At 47.4% G+C, this 17,883-nt stretch carries 10 protein-coding genes; 6 read left to right on the top strand and 4 right to left on the bottom strand.

Annotation, left to right across the window (positions count from 1 at the left end; translation table 11 throughout):
• The first annotated feature begins 15 nt into the window (after positions 1–15).
• Positions 16–636: an L-threonylcarbamoyladenylate synthase gene (locus AB3G37_RS15390; protein ID WP_369788386.1), complete on the top strand. Its 621-nt coding sequence runs from the start codon at positions 16–18 to the stop codon at positions 634–636.
• On the opposite strand, the gene AB3G37_RS15385 is transcribed toward AB3G37_RS15390, so the two are convergent.
• Entirely contained in the window at positions 596–5,488 is a 4,893-nt protein-coding gene (locus AB3G37_RS15385; protein WP_369788385.1) for a hypothetical protein, read from the bottom strand. The genes AB3G37_RS15390 and AB3G37_RS15385 overlap by 41 nt on opposite strands.
• An 864-nt stretch (positions 5,489–6,352) precedes the next feature.
• On the opposite strand from AB3G37_RS15385, the gene rluB reads away from it, so the two are divergent.
• Positions 6,353–7,312: a 23S rRNA pseudouridine(2605) synthase RluB gene (rluB, locus tag AB3G37_RS15380; protein WP_369790971.1), complete on the top strand. Its 960-nt coding sequence runs from the start codon at positions 6,353–6,355 to the stop codon at positions 7,310–7,312.
• Between the two features lie 78 nt (positions 7,313–7,390).
• On the opposite strand, the gene cobO is transcribed toward rluB, so the two are convergent.
• Both cobO and AB3G37_RS15370 read right to left on the bottom strand, forming a co-directional pair.
• Positions 7,391–7,981 carry a cob(I)yrinic acid a,c-diamide adenosyltransferase gene (cobO, locus tag AB3G37_RS15375; protein WP_369788384.1) on the bottom strand — a complete coding sequence of 197 codons (591 nt, stop codon included), beginning with the start codon at positions 7,979–7,981 and terminating at the stop codon, positions 7,391–7,393.
• A gap of 14 nt (positions 7,982–7,995) precedes the next feature.
• The gene (locus AB3G37_RS15370) at positions 7,996–8,757 is read right to left on the bottom strand and encodes a YciK family oxidoreductase (RefSeq protein ID WP_369788383.1); all 762 of its coding nucleotides are present in this window, start codon (positions 8,755–8,757) and stop codon (positions 7,996–7,998) included.
• 365 nt (positions 8,758–9,122) lie between these two features.
• Here AB3G37_RS15370 and sohB point away from each other — a divergent pair, with 365 nt between their 5' ends.
• On the top strand, positions 9,123–10,166 hold the full coding sequence (gene sohB, locus AB3G37_RS15365; RefSeq protein WP_369788382.1) for a protease SohB: 1,044 nt from the start codon (positions 9,123–9,125) through the stop codon (positions 10,164–10,166).
• 104 nt (positions 10,167–10,270) lie between these two features.
• Here the strand turns inward: sohB and AB3G37_RS15360 are convergent, their stop codons facing one another.
• Positions 10,271–10,522 carry a DUF2498 family protein gene (locus AB3G37_RS15360; protein WP_369790970.1) on the bottom strand — a complete coding sequence of 84 codons (252 nt, stop codon included), beginning with the start codon at positions 10,520–10,522 and terminating at the stop codon, positions 10,271–10,273.
• A 437-nt stretch (positions 10,523–10,959) separates the two neighbouring features.
• On the opposite strand from AB3G37_RS15360, the gene topA reads away from it, so the two are divergent.
• The 3 genes from topA (at position 10,960) to acnA (ending at position 17,854) form a co-directional block, all read left to right on the top strand.
• Positions 10,960–13,557, top strand: coding sequence for a type I DNA topoisomerase (gene topA / locus AB3G37_RS15355; protein ID WP_369788381.1), 2,598 nt, complete (start codon positions 10,960–10,962; stop codon positions 13,555–13,557).
• Positions 13,558–13,873: 316 nt separating this feature from the next.
• Positions 13,874–14,848 carry an HTH-type transcriptional regulator CysB gene (cysB, locus tag AB3G37_RS15350; protein WP_009636004.1) on the top strand — a complete coding sequence of 325 codons (975 nt, stop codon included), beginning with the start codon at positions 13,874–13,876 and terminating at the stop codon, positions 14,846–14,848.
• Between the two features lie 333 nt (positions 14,849–15,181).
• On the top strand, positions 15,182–17,854 hold the full coding sequence (acnA, locus tag AB3G37_RS15345; protein WP_369788380.1) for an aconitate hydratase AcnA: 2,673 nt from the start codon (positions 15,182–15,184) through the stop codon (positions 17,852–17,854).
• The last annotated feature ends 29 nt before the right edge of the window (positions 17,855–17,883 follow it).

Below are 17,883 nucleotides of genomic sequence, written 5' to 3'. Positions count from 1 at the left end.
TGAAGAGGATTTGTTATGAGTCAGTATTTTTATGTCCATCCCGAGAACCCGCAACCGCGTCTGGTCAAACAGGCTGTAGATATGCTGCGCAAAGGGTCGGTAATTGTTTACCCGACAGACTCGGGTTATGCGCTGGGCTGTCGTTTGGAAGATAAAGGCTCGATGGAGCGTATTTGTCGCATTCGCCAACTTGACGGTAATCACAATTTCACCCTGGTCTGCCGCGATCTGTCGGAGCTGTCGACCTATGCTTATGTCGATAATACCGCTTTTCGCCTGATCAAAAACAATACTCCGGGCAGCTACACCTTTATTCTCAAGGCGACCAAAGAAGTGCCTCGACGTTTGATGAATGACAAACGCAAAACCATTGGTTTGCGCGTGCCATCCAATCCCATTGCTTTGGCGTTGTTGGATGAGCTTGGAGAGCCGTTGATGTCGACGACTCTGATGCTGCCGGGCAACGACTTTGCGCAAGCCGACCCGGAAGAGATCAAAGATAGCATCGGTAAGCTGTTGGATTTGATCCTCGACGGCGGTTCAATTGGCCAGCAACCGACCACGGTTATTGATTTGACCGACTCGATCCCTGAAGTTATCCGCGAAGGGGCGGGCGATCCGGCACCGTTTCGTTAATCATTGAGTCTTTTAAAGCCTTTTGATAGTCATAAGACACAATAAAGCGGTCATACTGCCGGTAAAACAATCGATTAACGTCTCTTCTAGCGGATAGAAAAACCTCGTCAGCGGTAATCTGAGACCAAATAGTAGTGGGAACTGCATTTGGTCTTCCTTCCCTTGCGTCAGTAAAATCTGCATATTTTGAAAGTACAAATATAGCGGGCAATCTATGAGTTAAATCCTGCTGGTGAACCCTGCAGGCATTGAACATCTCGGCGCGCTGTTGGGGGGAATAATCACGATATTCTGGACCTGTGCTTTTTTTTAGAAATGGTAGATAAACACATTCTGCATTAGTGAAGTCGAATGCTTTTTTTAGATCCGCTACTAGCGTCATAACAAAAGGGCGTAACTTTTCAGCAGTAATACTTGCTAAAAATAGCCTCTGTTCAATAAGAGTATCGGTCAATAAATTAACTGAAAATTCTTTATCCCAATCCTGATAATTTATGAATGTTAATTGACTGAATGCTTCACTGATATAACGAGCACTCACACGGTCGTCCTCCATATCAGGCAAGGAACATGTCCATTGTATGTTTTGCACTAACTCATGAAAATACAACTGCAAATGAAGGGTATTGGGGTTGTCAAATAATTGAGTGAGTTGATTACTCAGTGAAGTGTCATGTTTCCCTTCGATTCGATTAAGCAAAAAATCCCATAACTCTGGTGCAGCGACAGTAATCCGTTTATTTGTAATCATTTGCAATAATGCGTCGAAATCGTGCTGCCAAAGACGAACGTAATAGTTATGTAAATATTGAATTTGTTGCATTACGCTTGGTTTAACCGAGAAGAAGCTGACCAAACGGGTCTCATTTATCTTATTAATTTCCATCGTTACGCTGATGTTTTTTAAAGATTGTTGCCAAAGTTGTGTATTATTATTGCTAAATAGGGCTATAAGAAGCTTTGTATAGATTTTACGCTTAATCGCCAATTGCTCAACTGTCGTATCATTTTCATTCCATATCGGTATCAACTGGTCCAGGGTCGTCAGATCGCAATGGAAACGCAGTTCGTTAAAAGTACATTTATTTTCTAAGAAGGTAATAGCATAAGGCAGGTAGGAATCAGGGTTGGAAAATTCACTAATAATATTTTGATGTTGCTGTTCACCCGATTCAGCCGAAGAACTCTGAAGTTTTTTTCTAACGCTGCGAAATACTTTAGGTGCAATCTTTTGACCAATAAAGCCCACAGCGGGCGCTGCGTTAGCTTTGACTCCCTGGGCAACAGTCTTAAGGAGCAGCCCTTTATTCATATTGCTAAATGCATCAACAAACCCGTGCATATTCCATTTAAAAAAATTGGGCAGGGGAATTGGCGAGCCTCTGGAAATAAAGTTATAAACGCCATCGATAAAAACGTGGCTAACTTTTTGCTGTGGCAGATTGAACATTTCCTGACTATAAATGTTTTTATAAAGTCTTTTAAACTCGTCAAGCGTTTCAGGGGAAATTCCTGAGATTCTCTTTGAGAAAAAACTTTCGACAGACTGAAAAAATGTATTTCTAAATGCTTTTTCAGTTGGATAGACTAATTTTCTTACCCCTTTAATCGCGATCCTGAATGGGAAAGAGACGATTTTTCCGGCTGGGATGAAATTTAGCCCGCAGGTTAAACCGTCAATTGCTGTTATCCAAAGGCTATCTTTATCGTTGGCCAAGCCTGAAGAAAAGTCATAGCATTCTATAAAGGGTAGCCAGGGTCGAAAAGCTAACCAGCGTGGATCTGTTGACAATTCTATTTCTTCAGACGTTTCACCATAAGCATTAACTTTTCTATCTACTCGGGGTTGTAGTTGATGTTGTTGCAAACGACGAAAGACTTTATCTTTGCTATCAAATTCTTCAATGTCTAATTCATAGGTGTAGTAGAGAATAGAAGCTTGATGGATAATGCATTTTATTTCAGTATTGGTTTCAATGTAACTAGCTTTATTTTCCGTCATATATTGGCGTAAGAAATCATGAATGTACAAAACGCCAGTATCATCGCTGCACTGGGTTAACCTTTCAATTAATACGTTTTCATGCGTTTTTAAATGGAATCGACGATTGAAAGAATAAACTCTGCGGCTATTGTTACTTTCAGCAATGACCATGGAAGCCAAATTCCATGTTTCGAATTTTTCTTTTTGTCTCCCTTCTAATTGAGCAAACAGGTTCAACAAGGTGTGGGCATATTTTGTTAAGTTGATAATTTGGAATTTGGTTGAATTACTAATAAAATCTTGATCGTTTTGCGATAAAAGCTTCAAAGAAAGTAAAATTGATTGGTAAATAAGCTTGGATTCTTGAGTGAGGTTATCATCATATTTAACGTTGAAAATCTTCTTGATACTGCGATGGCTGATTATTTTTTTGAGATATTGATCAATATCTTGTAAAGGATATTTTTTAGCTAAAATGTCAAAAACATTGGGATCAATTTTCAGCATTACCTCTAAGTGTCCGTTCAATGCAACGTATTGTTCCAGCCAGGTGCGGTATTTTTCAACGGCAATCATATGGCTCCTCGGAATCATTGCCCCAGTTCGTCCGCTGTTGCTTTCTCTTTTTTCAAAATCATTATGAATGACTTTAAAAGCATTTTCTTTGGATAAATTCCCTGGGTAGGGAATAATTTTCTTTGCCGTCCAAGGGACCTTTTCATTAAAGCCAAGCTCTGATACCGCTAATGCAATCATTGACATTCGATCTATATAAGTCAAAGCACCAATACGCTGTTCGATCTCGGCGATTTCATACTCAGTATTAAAAACCATCCGGTGAATTTGGGCAATAAAACCTTGTTGTTTAAATGCTGCTGCATAGGTCTCACTGTGCGTTATTAGGTTGATTATTTTTAAATCTTCATTTCTAACCTCATTTAAGGTCTGCAAAAAATTGTCATAGCTTAATTCATCACCTTTAGTTTTAAGATATAGGTCGCCATGAATAGCATAGGAGTTTTGCTTACTGATAGCCGGTGAGTTTTTGCCATCGAATTGAATACCAATACATACATTGGGCATTTCCAGATAAATCAAGAAAAAAATCAGTCTCCGGGTATCTACATTTTGTGGATTAAAAGGAGCTAATAAAGAACCCATTATATCCTGTAGGTGATCATAAAATTGCTGCATGGTTTGATTTTTATAGTTGCTTTCAACAGTATCATTTTTCGGCGAATGCCGGTTATGAATATACCACTGATAATAAAGGCCTACAGCGGAAGTTTTTATCCGAGAGAGGGCGTCAAGAATTGAGTATCGGGTTTCAGTAGACCTTAGTATCAGGTGCATTATCAACGCCAAGGCGTCCCGCAGCTCAGGGCGAGTAAATTTTTTGCTTTTAATATCGCAAGTAAGATCGATACTTTGATTATGCGGCCATATCATTAAACGCAACTTGCCTTGGCTGCTCTTTTTCGAGCGCAAAAGCCCAATAGTTTTGTTGCCACCCAGATCTTTGATTTGCGTAAATAATTCATTGATTTTACGAAAATTGAAATCTCCACGAGCGTTAATGATTTCATCTGCCAATCTGGCAATAATTTCGACGCCGTTTGACCGAGTGTTATTAATAGGTATTGGCAATATGTTGATAGCCGCGGCGAGAATCAACTCATCGATCTGCTCCCTCGGCGTAAAATTAGAGATGTGCAAGCTACGCGTTCTCGCTAAGCGATTTAAAGCTTCACGCCGTTGATGACTGCTAATTTTGACTGGCAAGTTGGTTTTATTTTCGGAATTTGCTTCATGCACCAGATACGTATACAGGGCTGAAACAGCTTGATATCCGACATAACTGATCGCCCCTGTGGTACTGATTAAGGCGAAAGCAATGATTGCTGGACTCGGGTTAACAGATTTCCTTTGAGCAAAATGTGCAGCTTGACTACTTAGGATCACAGGAAGGAGTGGACTATTTACTTGACCTTGAACAGTGGAGCCGCTGGTTATAACCGGCCTATTTACAACGTAATAGGGTATTAACTCAGTACTAGCAGCACTAGCAGTACTAGGATTATCACTATGCCGAGAGCCGTAATATCTTCGTGGTTGAAATTGGATTGAGCTGGCGTGTTTTTCAAATTGAGAGGAAATCCGAAGCGGAATATCAGTAGCCTTCCCGAGCCTTGGCGAGGAGTGTGTAATGTAGCGGCTGATCTCGAGCAATTTTATTGCGATATATCCCATCTCATTAGTCCCGGCGGGTAGAGAATATGGCGAGGGTTTTCGGGATATTGTCCACATTATATAAGCAGCAAGCATTGAGACAGTCGCTAAAGGTGAATAGCTATTAAAAAATGGCAACGAGCCGCCCCCATCAATTGTACCAATCACCCATTCTGTATAACGATAAATAACCTCTGGCAACGGAATATCGCGATAATGCTGCAAGGCGGCCCACGCTTGTGGTAATTCTAAAATAAATGCCAGCCCTGAAGCAGTTCTGCTGATAAGACTCGCCTGTATGATATTGACCACCGCACTTGCTGACTGGCAAAGCCAGGTTTTAGTCTCTTCCTCCATTGACGCCAGCCGCACAGGATGAGTAATAAACATTCTCAATAACTCGGCCTGAAAAATAGTATCTAGCAGGTTTATCAGAGGCGCTAAATTAGGGCGGAAATAGCTTTTATCCATTATCGAATTCAGCAGAGCAGTACTGGATAACGCGCCCAGTGCTGTACCGAGTGAGAGGCTGGTGGGGGATAAAGATAATGAAGACAGCAGCGGGTTCATAGCGCGGGAATAAGAATGCACCAAAAGGTCTGCAGCTTTGACCGTAGCCAAATGATGACTCGAAGCCAAAATAATTTCATAGCCATTGCTTCGCGACGAGGTCGAATCTAGGTACGACCGTTGCGGACCATTACTGGTTAGACTCGCGACAGTATTTTTTATCAGCGATAACAGATAAATCAACGGGTTAGGAGATAGATGTGACGGCCTGATCGGCCGTAAATCTGAGCCTGTAGTCACGCGCATAGTGATACACTCACTAATAGGTTGGGCAGCATTTTTTTGCTGGCTAAACGCTAAATCCTATCCACCATTTTTTTAAAATACTTTAAAATTTCACCCATTCATCTACAGAGAGTTGAGTATTTTTGAAACGGCCCATATTAAATAGCCGCCCTCAGATTTATTTACTTGGCGCTTACAGAAACCCTCATGCCATTAGAGGCATCTTTTAGCATAAAAATCGTGTAATATGTCCGACCACATAGCATAAAGTTGACGCCAGTACTTTGAGCCGAATTGAATGACTTTATTGAAAAATGTGATAAGAATTATAGGGTTAGGGCTATTCAGCCGTAACTTTCTGCAAGTAGAATAGATAATGACGCCTGTGAAGGCGACAAATGAGGCTGCTCAATGAGCGAGAAGTTTAATTCCAGTAAGCAAAAAAACGATAAATTTTCGTCTGACAAGCCGCGTTCACAGCGCAGCGATTCGGATAAGCCACGCGGTAAAAAACCTGGCACTGAAAAATCACGTATCGAAACCGTTCGTGGTGGCAAGCCTGCCGCGGATAAATCAGGTGCAGACAAAGCACGAACCGGCGGTCGTAATGACAAGCCGCGCACCGACAAGCCTCGCAGCGATAAGCCGCGTTTAGGCAAACCAGCAGGCGACAAGCCACGCAGCACCAAGCCGCGCGCCGAATCTCTGATGGTAAAAAAAGTCAACGATGAAGAAGTAGAAGACGCACCGAAATACGAAAAGCCGAAGAATGCGCTTGACGACGGTGATGGCCTGCAAAGCGAAAAACTGCAAAAAGTCTTGGCTCGCGCGGGCCACGGTTCTCGTCGTGAAGTTGAAGCAATGATTCAGGCAGGGCGCATCAGTGTTGACGGTAAGATTTCTACCCTCGGCGACCGTGTAGAACTGGTTGCTGGCACCAAGATCCGTCTCGACGGTCACGTGCTGTCAATCCTTGAAGCCGAGGATACGGTTTGTCGCGTCCTGGCTTACTACAAGCCGGAAGGCGAGCTATGTACCCGCAGCGATCCCGAAGGTCGTCCTACCGTGTTCGACCGCCTGCCGAAAATGCGCGGTTCGCGTTGGGTTGCTGTTGGCCGTCTCGACGTTAACACCTCAGGTTTGTTGCTTTTCACTACCGACGGTGAGCTGGCTAACCGCCTGATGCACCCAAGCCGTGAAGTAGAGCGTGAATACGCGGTGCGCGTATTTGGTCAGATTGATGACGAAAAAATCAAACAGCTGAGCCGTGGCGTTCAACTGGAAGATGGCCCGGCTGCCTTCCGTACTATCAAGTACCAGGGCGGTGAAGGTCTGAACCAGTGGTACAACGTGACTCTGACCGAAGGCCGTAACCGCGAAGTGCGTCGTCTTTGGGAAGCTGTAGGCGTTCAGGTGAGCCGATTGATCCGTGTTCGATACGGTGACTTGAATCTGCCAAAAGGTCTGCCTCGTGGCGGTTATAAAGAGTTGGATCTTCCAGATATCAACTATCTTCGTCAACTGGTTGATATGACTGAAGAAACCGTGAGCAAGCTGCCGGTTGAGCGCGATCGTCGTCGCGTCAAGGCTAATCAGATTCGCCGTGCGGTTAAGCGCCATACTCAGGTTGCGCCAGCACGTCGCAGCAGCGGTCCTGGAAAACGTTAATCGTTAACCAAACTGTGAGTTGAATAGAGAACCGCAGCCTGAGTGCTGCGGTTTTTTTTGCCCGGAAAACCGCAGTGGCTACCAGTCAATACCCTGTTGCGCCATGATTCCAGCGTCGAAGGCGTGCTTTACCGGGCGCAATTCGCTAACCGTATCGGCCAATTCCAGCAAATCACGATGGCAGCCGCGGCCGGTAATAATCACCGTCTGATGCGCCGGGCGATTATTCAGCGCATCAATGACCTCTTGCAGATCCAGATAGCCAAAGCTCAGCATGTAAGTTAGCTCGTCAAGCACGACCAAATTAAGCGATGCATCAGCCAGCATACGTTTACCGTGCTGCCAGACCGCCTGACACGCCACGGTATCGGTTTCTTTATTCTGCGTTTCCCAGGTAAAACCCGTGGCCATCACCTGAAACTCAACCCCGTGCGGTTCGAGCAGATTTCGTTCACCGTTTGGCCATTCGCCCTTGATAAACTGGATCACCCCCGCACGCTGCCCGTGTCCGACGGCGCGAGTCACAGTGCCAAAGGCACCGGTAGTTTTGCCTTTACCGTTACCGGTTAGAACAATCAGAATACCGCGAGCTTCTTTGGCAGCGTCGATACGCGCATCGACCTGTTCTTTCAATTTTTGCTGGCGCTGCTGGTGCCTGTCTGCCGTCATCTTTTTTGCTCTATTTATTCAGCTGGGCCAGCTTTGCGGCCGGGTTGCGCATCAAAACTGGTGCCGGTTTTGCGACGACTATCATCGCCCATCAGATACAAATATAGAGGCATGATATCAGCAGGGGTTTTCAGCTTCTGGCTGTTTTCGTCAGGGAAGGCCGAGGCGCGCATACTGGTGCGCGTTCCGCCTGGATTGATGCAGTTAACCCGCAAATTGGTGTTTTTATACTCGTCGGCCAATACCTGCATCAGCCCTTCGGTAGCAAACTTGGACACCGCATAGGCTCCCCATCCGCTGCGGCCCTCACGACCCGCGCTGGAGCTGGTAAATACCAGAGACGAGCTGGCTGATTTCAACAACAGTGGCAGCAGACTTTGGGTCAGCATAAAGGTTGCGTTGACGTTAACTTGCATCACGTCATGCCAGTCTTGCAGTTTTATCTCGCTGACCGGCACAATTTCACTGAGCAATCCGGCATTGTGCAACACACCGTCGAGGCGCGGCACCCATTGGGCAATGCGCTCGGCTACCTGATTACAGTCATGCTGTGTGGCGTGGAGTAAATCGGCGGTAATAAACTCGGCTGGCAGCCAGCCTGCGCGCGCAATCTCTTGCTGTACGGCCACCAGTTTACTCTCTGTGCGACCAAGCAGGATAACGCGTGCGCCAAAGCGAGAATAGGTCAGAGCGGCCTCACGGCCAATGCCGTCACCAGCGCCGGTAACGAGAATAATGCGCTGGCTGAGTAAGTCGGATTTTGGATGATAATGCACGGGAAATGTCCTCTGTTAGGTGTCAGATGCGGTGGCAAAGGCCAACAACGCACCAGCACAACGCGTTTGCCGGGAGCTGAAACCTCAACCGAGACCAAACGAATTGCCGGAATATGTTTTATCAATAGTTTGATAATTGCTGTTATATGCCTGAAATGGACATGACTTTCAATAATTAACCCACTATTGAGTAGATCATTTGTAACAAAAATGAATCTCAGGCGCATCATCTTTAGCAAAATTAACGCGATAATGGTGCAAGTCCAGCGTTTATGTGCTGTCAGTCTTTGCAGAAGCGAGACTCATGAGCAACGATTGTCTAGAATGGACCTCGTCACTTATCAGAATGTTATAAGGCGGTATTTGTGGATTTACTTTCTCTGTACGGGCTGTTTTTGGCCAAGATTGTCACCGTAGTGGTCGCGATTGGTGCGCTGGTCGTTCTTTTTGTTGGGTTGCGCCAGCGTAAATCAGCAGGTAAGGGCGAATTACGTCTGACTGACCTAGGTGAAGAATATCGTGAAATGCAGCGTGAAATGCGCACCGCCCGCCTGAATCCGGCAGAACAGAAGTTAAGCCTCAAGGCGTTTAAAAAAGAAGATAAGGCTGATGCCAAAGCCAAAAAGCAGCAGGCTAAAACTGGAACGGTTAAAAGCAAGCCATGCCTGTATGTACTGGATTTCAAAGGCAGCATGGACGCCCATGAGGTGACTTCGCTGCGTGAGGAGATTTCGGCAGTTCTGGCCGTGGCGACTCCGCAGGATGAAGTGCTGCTGCGTCTTGAAAGCCCTGGCGGCGTGGTGCACGGTTATGGGTTGGCCTCCTCACAGCTGGCTCGCCTGACTCAGGCGGGAGTGCGCTTGACAGTAGCGGTTGATAAAGTGGCCGCCAGCGGGGGGTATATGATGGCCTGCGTTGCCGATCGCATTGTAGCTGCTCCCTTTGCCATCATTGGTTCCATTGGCGTGGTTGCGCAGATCCCTAACTTCAGCCGCCTGCTGAAAAAGAATAATATTGATGTTGAGTTGCATACCGCTGGTCAGTTTAAACGTACCTTAACGCTGTTTGGTGAAAACACGGATGAAGGTCGTGAAAAATTCCAGGAAGATCTTAACGAAACTCACGTGTTGTTCAAAGAGTTTGTTCATCAACATCGCCCATCTTTGGACATCGATGCGGTTGCTACCGGCGAGCACTGGTTCGGCTCTCAGGCGCGTGAAAAAGGGCTGATTGACGCCATTGGCACCAGTGATGATTTACTGATCGCAGAAATGAAAAACCACGAGGTGATTTCAGTACGTTATAGCCGTCGTAAACGCATGATGGATCGCTTTACCGGTAGCGCAGCAGAGAGCGCCGATCGACTGTTTTTACGCTGGTTACAACGCGGTGAAAAACCACTTTTGTAAGATATTTAGAAGGGACTTCGGTCCCTTTTTTAATCACTAAAATTACCTGGTATAAAAAGATGAAAATTTAATTAAAGACCTAATCTTTTCGACCAAAAAATAAACTAAATTTCCAGGTGGTATTTATCTGAAAAAAGAGTGGCGAGAAGTTTAAACATATTAAAAACGGCGGTGGTTTTTCCGGTCGGTAATCCTTGTTCATCCAGAAAGAATTCCCCACGAAAAACCAGCACATTTCCCTTTTGTTCAACTTCTGTTGCTTTCATTCCCGATAGATAATGTTCATGCTGGCGAATTACTTTATTTGCTTCTATAAGTAGTGCTCCAGGATTTATAGCTGCGGTGTGTAAGTGCATAACAATACTCCTCGCGTTAATCTCTTGGGCAATTGTAGAACTCTGGCCTGCAAGGCCGCAACCCTGCTGGGACAGGGCTGGAAGAATTTTGAACATATAATGTTCTGATTGGCAGAAAGCGCATTTACGTGCTAATTAAGTTGCGTGGCGATTTTTATCAGGTAGAGTGTGGGATTTTCTGGCGTAGGGTGGAATGATTTGTTTACGCCCTGAGATTATTTCAGGCTATGATCCTTGCACTTTTAACACTGTTCGGGCTGCAAACGCATAAAAACTCATTGGGTTGCCCCTCTGGAGGACAGTGATAAAAGGTCATGAAAAAAAATGGTTGATCTCCTGACTGAGTGCCGCAATATAAAAAAAGACATTAAATGTGCCGCGGCATAAACAAGACAAAATCTTCTTTTCGAGAAGAATAATTTAGGTAAAAGGTAATTATGGGCAAAGCTCTCGTAATAGTTGAGTCCCCGGCAAAAGCCAAAACGATTAATAAATATTTAGGAAATGACTACGTGGTTAAGTCCAGCGTCGGTCATATCCGCGATTTGCCTACCAGCGGATCCGCGAGTAAAAAAAGCGCTAGCTCAGCCGAAGATAAAACAAAGAAAAAAGTTAAAAAGGATGAGAAAACCGCGCTGGTAAATCGCATGGGCGTTGACCCATTCCATGGTTGGGAAGCGCAATACGAAATATTGCCAGGTAAAGAAAAGGTTGTAGCCGAGTTAAAATCTCTCGCAGAAAAAGCTGACCATATCTATCTCGCAACCGACCTTGACCGCGAAGGAGAGGCGATTGCCTGGCATTTGCGGGAAGTGATTGGTGGTGATGATAAACGCTTCAGCCGTGTTGTTTTTAACGAAATTACCAAGAATGCCATTCAACAGGCATTTGAGCAGCCGGGCGAGCTAAATATTGATCGTGTGAATGCCCAGCAGGCGCGCCGTTTTATGGACCGCGTTGTGGGTTACATGGTTTCTCCGTTGCTGTGGAAGAAAATTGCTCGTGGGCTTTCAGCGGGGCGCGTTCAATCCGTCGCGGTGCGCCTTGTCGTTGAGCGAGAAAAAGAGATTAAGGCCTTCGTTCCCGAAGAATATTGGGAACTGCACGCCGATTTGCAGTCTAAAGAGAACATTGACCTGCAAATGGAGGTGACTCATCACCTCGAAAAACCTTTCAAACCGGTTAACCGCGAGCAGACTCACGCCGCCGTTGCGCTGCTTGAAAAAGCCCGTTACGACGTGGTGGATCGTGAAGACAAACCGACCAGCAGCAAGCCAGGAGCCCCTTTTATTACCTCCACCTTGCAGCAGGCGGCAAGCACGCGTCTGAGCTTCGGCGTCAAGAAAACCATGATGATGGCCCAGCGGCTGTATGAAGCCGGTCACATTACTTACATGCGTACCGACTCAACCAATCTGAGCAAAGACGCGGTAGAAATGGTGCGTGGCTATATTGGTGACAATTTTGGCGAGAAGTACTTGCCAAAGGCGCCTAATCAATACAGCAACAAAGAAAATTCACAGGAAGCGCACGAAGCGATTCGTCCATCTGACGTGAGTGTGGTGTCTGAGCAGTTGAAAGACATGGAAGCCGATGCGCAAAGATTGTATCAGCTGATCTGGCGTCAGTTTGTCGCCTGTCAGATGGTGCCAGCGCAGTACGATTCCACGACGCTGACTGTCAAGGCCGGTGATTACTCGCTGCGTGCCAAGGGCCGCACATTGCGTTTCGATGGTTGGACTCACGTCATGCCAGCGCTGCGCAAGGGCGATGAAGACCGCACGCTGCCACCGATCGAAGTCGGCAGTACATTGAATTTGCAACAGCTGCTGCCGACTCAGCACTTTACCAAGCCGCCTGCACGATTTAGCGAAGCGTCTCTGGTGAAAGAGCTTGAAAAACGCGGTATTGGCCGTCCGTCTACCTATGCATCGATCATTTCTACCATTCAGGATCGCGGTTACGTTCACGTTGAAAATCGCCGCTTCTATGCCGAGAAAATGGGCGAGATCGTTACCGATCGTTTGGAAGATAACTTCCGCGAGTTGATGAACTACGATTTCACCGCCCGAATGGAAGACGGCCTCGACCAGGTTGCGAATAATAAAGCCGAGTGGAAAGGCGTGCTGGACGATTTCTTTGCCCAGTTCAGTCAACAGCTTGAAACCGCCGAGAAAGATCCGGAAGAGGGCGGTATGCGCCCGAACCAGATGGTGATGACCAGCATTGAATGCCCAACCTGTGGGCGTCCAATGGGGATCCGTACCGCAACTACCGGCGTGTTCCTGGGCTGTTCTGGCTACGCGTTGCCGCCGAAAGAGCGCTGCAAAACCACTATTAATCTGGTGCCGGAATCAGAAGTCCTGAACATTCTCGAAGGGGATGATGCCGAAACCAATGCCCTGCGTGCTCGTCGTCGCTGTATCAAGTGCGGCACAGCGATGGACAGTTACCTGATCGATACCGGCCGCAAACTGCATGTCTGTGGTAACAACCCGGCCTGCGACGGTTATGAAATCGAAGAGGGTGAGTTCCGCATCAAGGGTTACGATGGTCCAGTGGTTGAGTGCGATAAGTGTGGTTCCGAGATGCACCTGAAAATGGGGCGTTTTGGTAAATACATGGGCTGCACCAACGAGACCTGTAAAAATACCCGCAAGATTTTGCGTAACGGCGACGTGGCTCCACCGAAGGAAGATCCGGTTCCATTACCTGAACTGCCGTGTGAAAAATCGGATGCTTACTTCGTGCTGCGTGATGGTGCTGCAGGCGTGTTCCTGGCGGCCAATACTTTCCCTAAATCGCGCGAAACCCGCGCACCGTTAGTGGAAGAGCTGCTGCGATTCAAAGATCGCCTGCCGGAAAAATTGAGCTATTTGGCCGATGCGCCAGTGGCCGATCCAGAAGGGAACAAGTCGATGGTGCGTTTCAGCCGTAAGACTAAACAGCAGTATGTTTCTTCTGAGAAAGACGGCAAGGCGACAGGCTGGACGGCATTTTATGTCGACGGCAAATGGGAAGAAGGCAAAAAATAACTTTCTGCCTCGCGCCTATGAAGTTAATCTTAAAAACCAGCCTTGATGGCTGGTTTTTTTATTGTAATCAGGTCAATCGTCGTTAGATTTTGCTGCGGGTCGGTCAGTGTCTTCGTTAAAGTTAAGGAATCTTGAATTTTTTATAACCAGACACGAGACAAAATTGTTTGATAAATGATACTGTTGATATATAAAATATTGTTTTTATGCATTATTAGAATTAATCGGCACAAACAATTGAGAATACCCCCTTCCTTTCTGTCAGCAAAGAGAAGGAGAGTGGTGGGCAGGGTTTAACACTAGGATGGTATAAGATATGAAATTGCAGCAACTGCGTTACATCGTAGAAGTTGTTAATCACAATCTGAACGTCTCTTCGACGGCAGAAGGCCTCTACACCTCACAACCGGGCATCAGCAAGCAAGTGCGTATGCTTGAAGATGAACTAGGGATTCAGATATTTGCCCGCAGCGGTAAACATCTCACCCAGGTCACCCCCGCGGGTCAGGAGATTATCCGCATTGCCCGCGAAGTGCTGTCAAAAGTTGATGCGATTAAAGCCGTAGCCGGAGAACATACCTATCCTGATAAAGGGTCGCTGTATGTGGCCACCACCCATACTCAGGCGCGATACGCGTTGCCTAATGTGATTAAGGGATTCATCGAGCGTTATCCGCGTGTTTCACTGCACATGCACCAGGGGTCGCCGACGCAAATTGCCGAAGCAGTGTCCAAAGGCAACGCAGATTTTGCCATCGCCACCGAAGCGCTGCATCTTTATGATGATCTGATTATGCTGCCTTGCTATCACTGGAATCGTGCCGTAGTCGTGCAGCCAGATCATCCGCTGGCAGGCAAAGAAAAGGTCACTATTGAAGAGCTGGCCTCCTATCCGATTGTTACCTATACCTTTGGTTTTACCGGCCGTTCGGAACTGGATACCGCGTTTAATCGCGCCGGTTTGACACCGCGCATCGTCTTTACCGCCACTGATGCAGACGTGATCAAAACCTACGTTCGCCTCGGATTGGGCGTTGGGGTCATTGCCAGCATGGCGGTGGATCCGCTGCAAGATCCCGATCTGGTCACTGTGGATGCCAGCGATATCTTTACTCATAGCACCACTAAAATTGGTTTCCGCCGCAGTACTTTCCTGCGCAGTTACATGTACGATTTCATCCAGCGATTTGCGCCGCACCTGACTCGCGACGTGGTCGACAGTGCTATCGCATTGCGCTCCAATGAAGACATTGAAGCTTTGTTTAAAGATATTAAACTCCCGCACAAGTAATGCGATATCAGGCCGCGTCTCAGGCGGCCTGATGCCTTTTTCAAAGCCAGCACCTGCGTTTAACCTACTCCCAATCATCTGCAAATCCGCTCAGAATTCTGTCTTATCCAATTTCACCAAGCCAATTTCCAGCCTCAATCCTGCATGATCCTATTTGCGCCTTTGCCGGAAGCTTAGGTTGCCAATATGTAATTAGCACTTCGTGTTGTTATTAAAATGTTAATTATATTTTGTGTTATCTTTATAAGAACACGCACCGTCTGGCGGGTCTTTCCTGTCATTTGGTCTAAAATGTTAAGCCACACACAAAAAAGAGCGTCAAAAGGAGAAGCTATGTCGTCCGATCTTCGCAAGAATAGTCAGGATAAGCTGGCAGATCTTGATAAGGAATATCACTTTTACAGCTTACCCAAAGCTGCCGCCACCCTCGGTAATATCGATAAACTCCCGAAATCCATGAAGGTGCTGCTGGAAAACCTGTTGCGTAACATTGACGGAGATACCGTCACGGAACAAGACTTGCAGGCCATTGTTGACTGGCAAAAAACCGGGCACGCAGATAGAGAAATTGCCTACCGTCCAGCGCGCGTGCTGATGCAGGATTTTACCGGTGTTCCTGCCGTGGTGGACCTTGCTGCCATGCGACAGGCGGTCGAACGCCTCGGCGGTAACGTCAATCAGGTCAATCCTTTATCTCCCGTTGATTTAGTGATTGACCATTCGGTGACTGTCGATGAGTTCGGCGATCGCGCCGCTTTTGGTGAAAACGTCAAGCTCGAGATGGAGCGTAACCACGAGCGTTATATTTTCCTGCGTTGGGGCCAGAAAGCCTTTAACCGTTTCCGCGTCGTGCCGCCGGGCACGGGGATTTGTCACCAGGTAAACCTTGAATATCTCGGCCAAACCGTGTGGCACGAGCAGCAGAACGGCGTTGAAGTTGCTTACCCTGACACGCTGGTCGGCACCGACTCACATACCACGATGATTAACGGCCTGGGCGTACTGGGCTGGGGCTGTGGTGGTATCGAAGCCGAAGCGGCTATGCTGGGTCAGCCAGTCTCGATGCTGATCCCTGACGTTGTAGGCTTTAAGCTTTCGGGCAAGCTTGGTGAAGGTATTACCGCAACTGACCTGGTGTTAACCGTTACCCAAATGCTGCGTAAGCACGGAGTAGTGGGTAAATTTGTAGAGTTTTATGGTGATGGTCTGGCTGATTTGCCACTGGCCGACCGTGCGACGATTGCCAATATGTCCCCTGAATTTGGCGCTACCTGCGGCTTTTTCCCGGTCGACGAAGTAACCTTGAGCTACATGAAACTCAGCGGCCGCAGCGACGAGCAGATTGCGCTGGTTCAGGCCTACAGCAAAGAGCAGGGACTGTGGCGTAATGAAGGTGACGAGCCCATTTTCACCAGTACTCTTGAGCTGGACATGGGAACCGTTGAGTCGAGTCTGGCGGGCCCTAAACGTCCACAGGATCGTGTGGCATTGCCCAACGTGCCGCAGGCATTTAAGTTGGCTACCGAGCTTGAACTGAGTAACTCAACCTCACACAGCGACAGTGTCGATTTTAATTATAAAGATCAGGCGCTGCAGCTCACTACCGGCGCAGTGGTTATCGCCGCAATTACTTCCTGCACCAATACCTCCAACCCCAGCGTTTTAATGGCCGCCGGTCTGCTGGCTAAAAACGCCGCTGCGCGCGGGCTGAAAAGCAAGCCATGGGTCAAGACCTCGTTGGCACCTGGCTCAAAAGTGGTGACCGAATATCTTAATGCCGCTGGCCTGATGCCAGAGTTGGAAAAACTCGGCTTTAACCTGGTGGGTTACGGCTGTACCACTTGTATTGGTAACTCAGGCCCGCTGCCGGAACCGATAGAAACCGCTATCAAGCAGGGCGATTTGACCGTCGGTGCCGTACTTTCCGGTAACCGTAACTTTGAAGGTCGTATTCACCCGTTGATCAAAACCAACTGGCTGGCCTCGCCGCCGCTGGTGGTTGCTTACGCTTTGGCAGGGAATATTTCGGTCAATTTGACTCACGATCCGCTCGGCATCGGCAGTGACGGCAAACCAGTCTATTTGCGTGATATCTGGCCTTCGGCCAATGAGATCGCCAAAGCGGTCGAGCAGGTGAAAACTGAGATGTTCCACAAAGAGTACGCCGAAGTGTTTAACGGTGATGAAAACTGGCAGAGTATCAAGGTTGAAGGCACGCCTACTTACGCCTGGCAGGAGGACTCGACGTATATTCGCCACCCGCCATTCTTTAGCGACATGAAAGTTAAACCGGATCCCGTGCAGGACATCAAAGATGCGCGCATTCTGGCTATTTTGGCCGATTCGGTAACCACTGACCATATTTCCCCGGCGGGTAATATCAAAGCCGAAAGTCCGGCGGGGCGTTATCTCAGCGAGCACGGTGTAAAAACCGGTGATTTCAATTCCTATGGTTCACGACGTGGTAATCATGAGGTGATGATGCGCGGGACCTTTGCCAACATCCGTATTCGTAACGAAATGGTTCCCGGTGTAGAAGGTGGGGTAACCCGCCATATTCCTTCCGGCGATCGCCTGGCTATTTATGATGCGGCAATGCGCTATCAGGCAGAGGGCGTGCCGACCGCGGTGATTGCCGGTAAAGAGTATGGCTCCGGCTCCAGCCGTGACTGGGCAGCCAAAGGTCCTAGATTACTCGGGGTTCGCGTAGTGATCGCCGAATCTTTTGAGCGTATCCACCGTTCAAACCTGATTGGCATGGGGATCTTGCCTCTGGAGTTTCCACAGGGAGTCAGCCGTAAGACACTGAATCTCAAAGGGGACGAGACCATTAGCGTCAGTGGTATGCAGTCATTGAAACCGGGGCAGGACGTGCCGGTGCACATTACTTACGCCGACGGCAGGAAAGAGGTCATTAATGCGCGCAGTCGTATCGATACCGGCAATGAGCTGACCTATTTTGAAAACGGCGGGATCCTGCACTATGTGATCCGAAAAATGCTGTAGCTTATTGAAATATTAGAAATAAAAAAGCA

Origin of the sequence: Rouxiella sp. WC2420, from assembly GCF_041200025.1 — a bacterium.
Taxonomy (GTDB): domain Bacteria; phylum Pseudomonadota; class Gammaproteobacteria; order Enterobacterales; family Enterobacteriaceae; genus Rouxiella.
The sequence above is the reverse complement of the archived record's forward strand: the minus strand, read 5'-3'. Positions and strand labels throughout refer to the sequence as shown.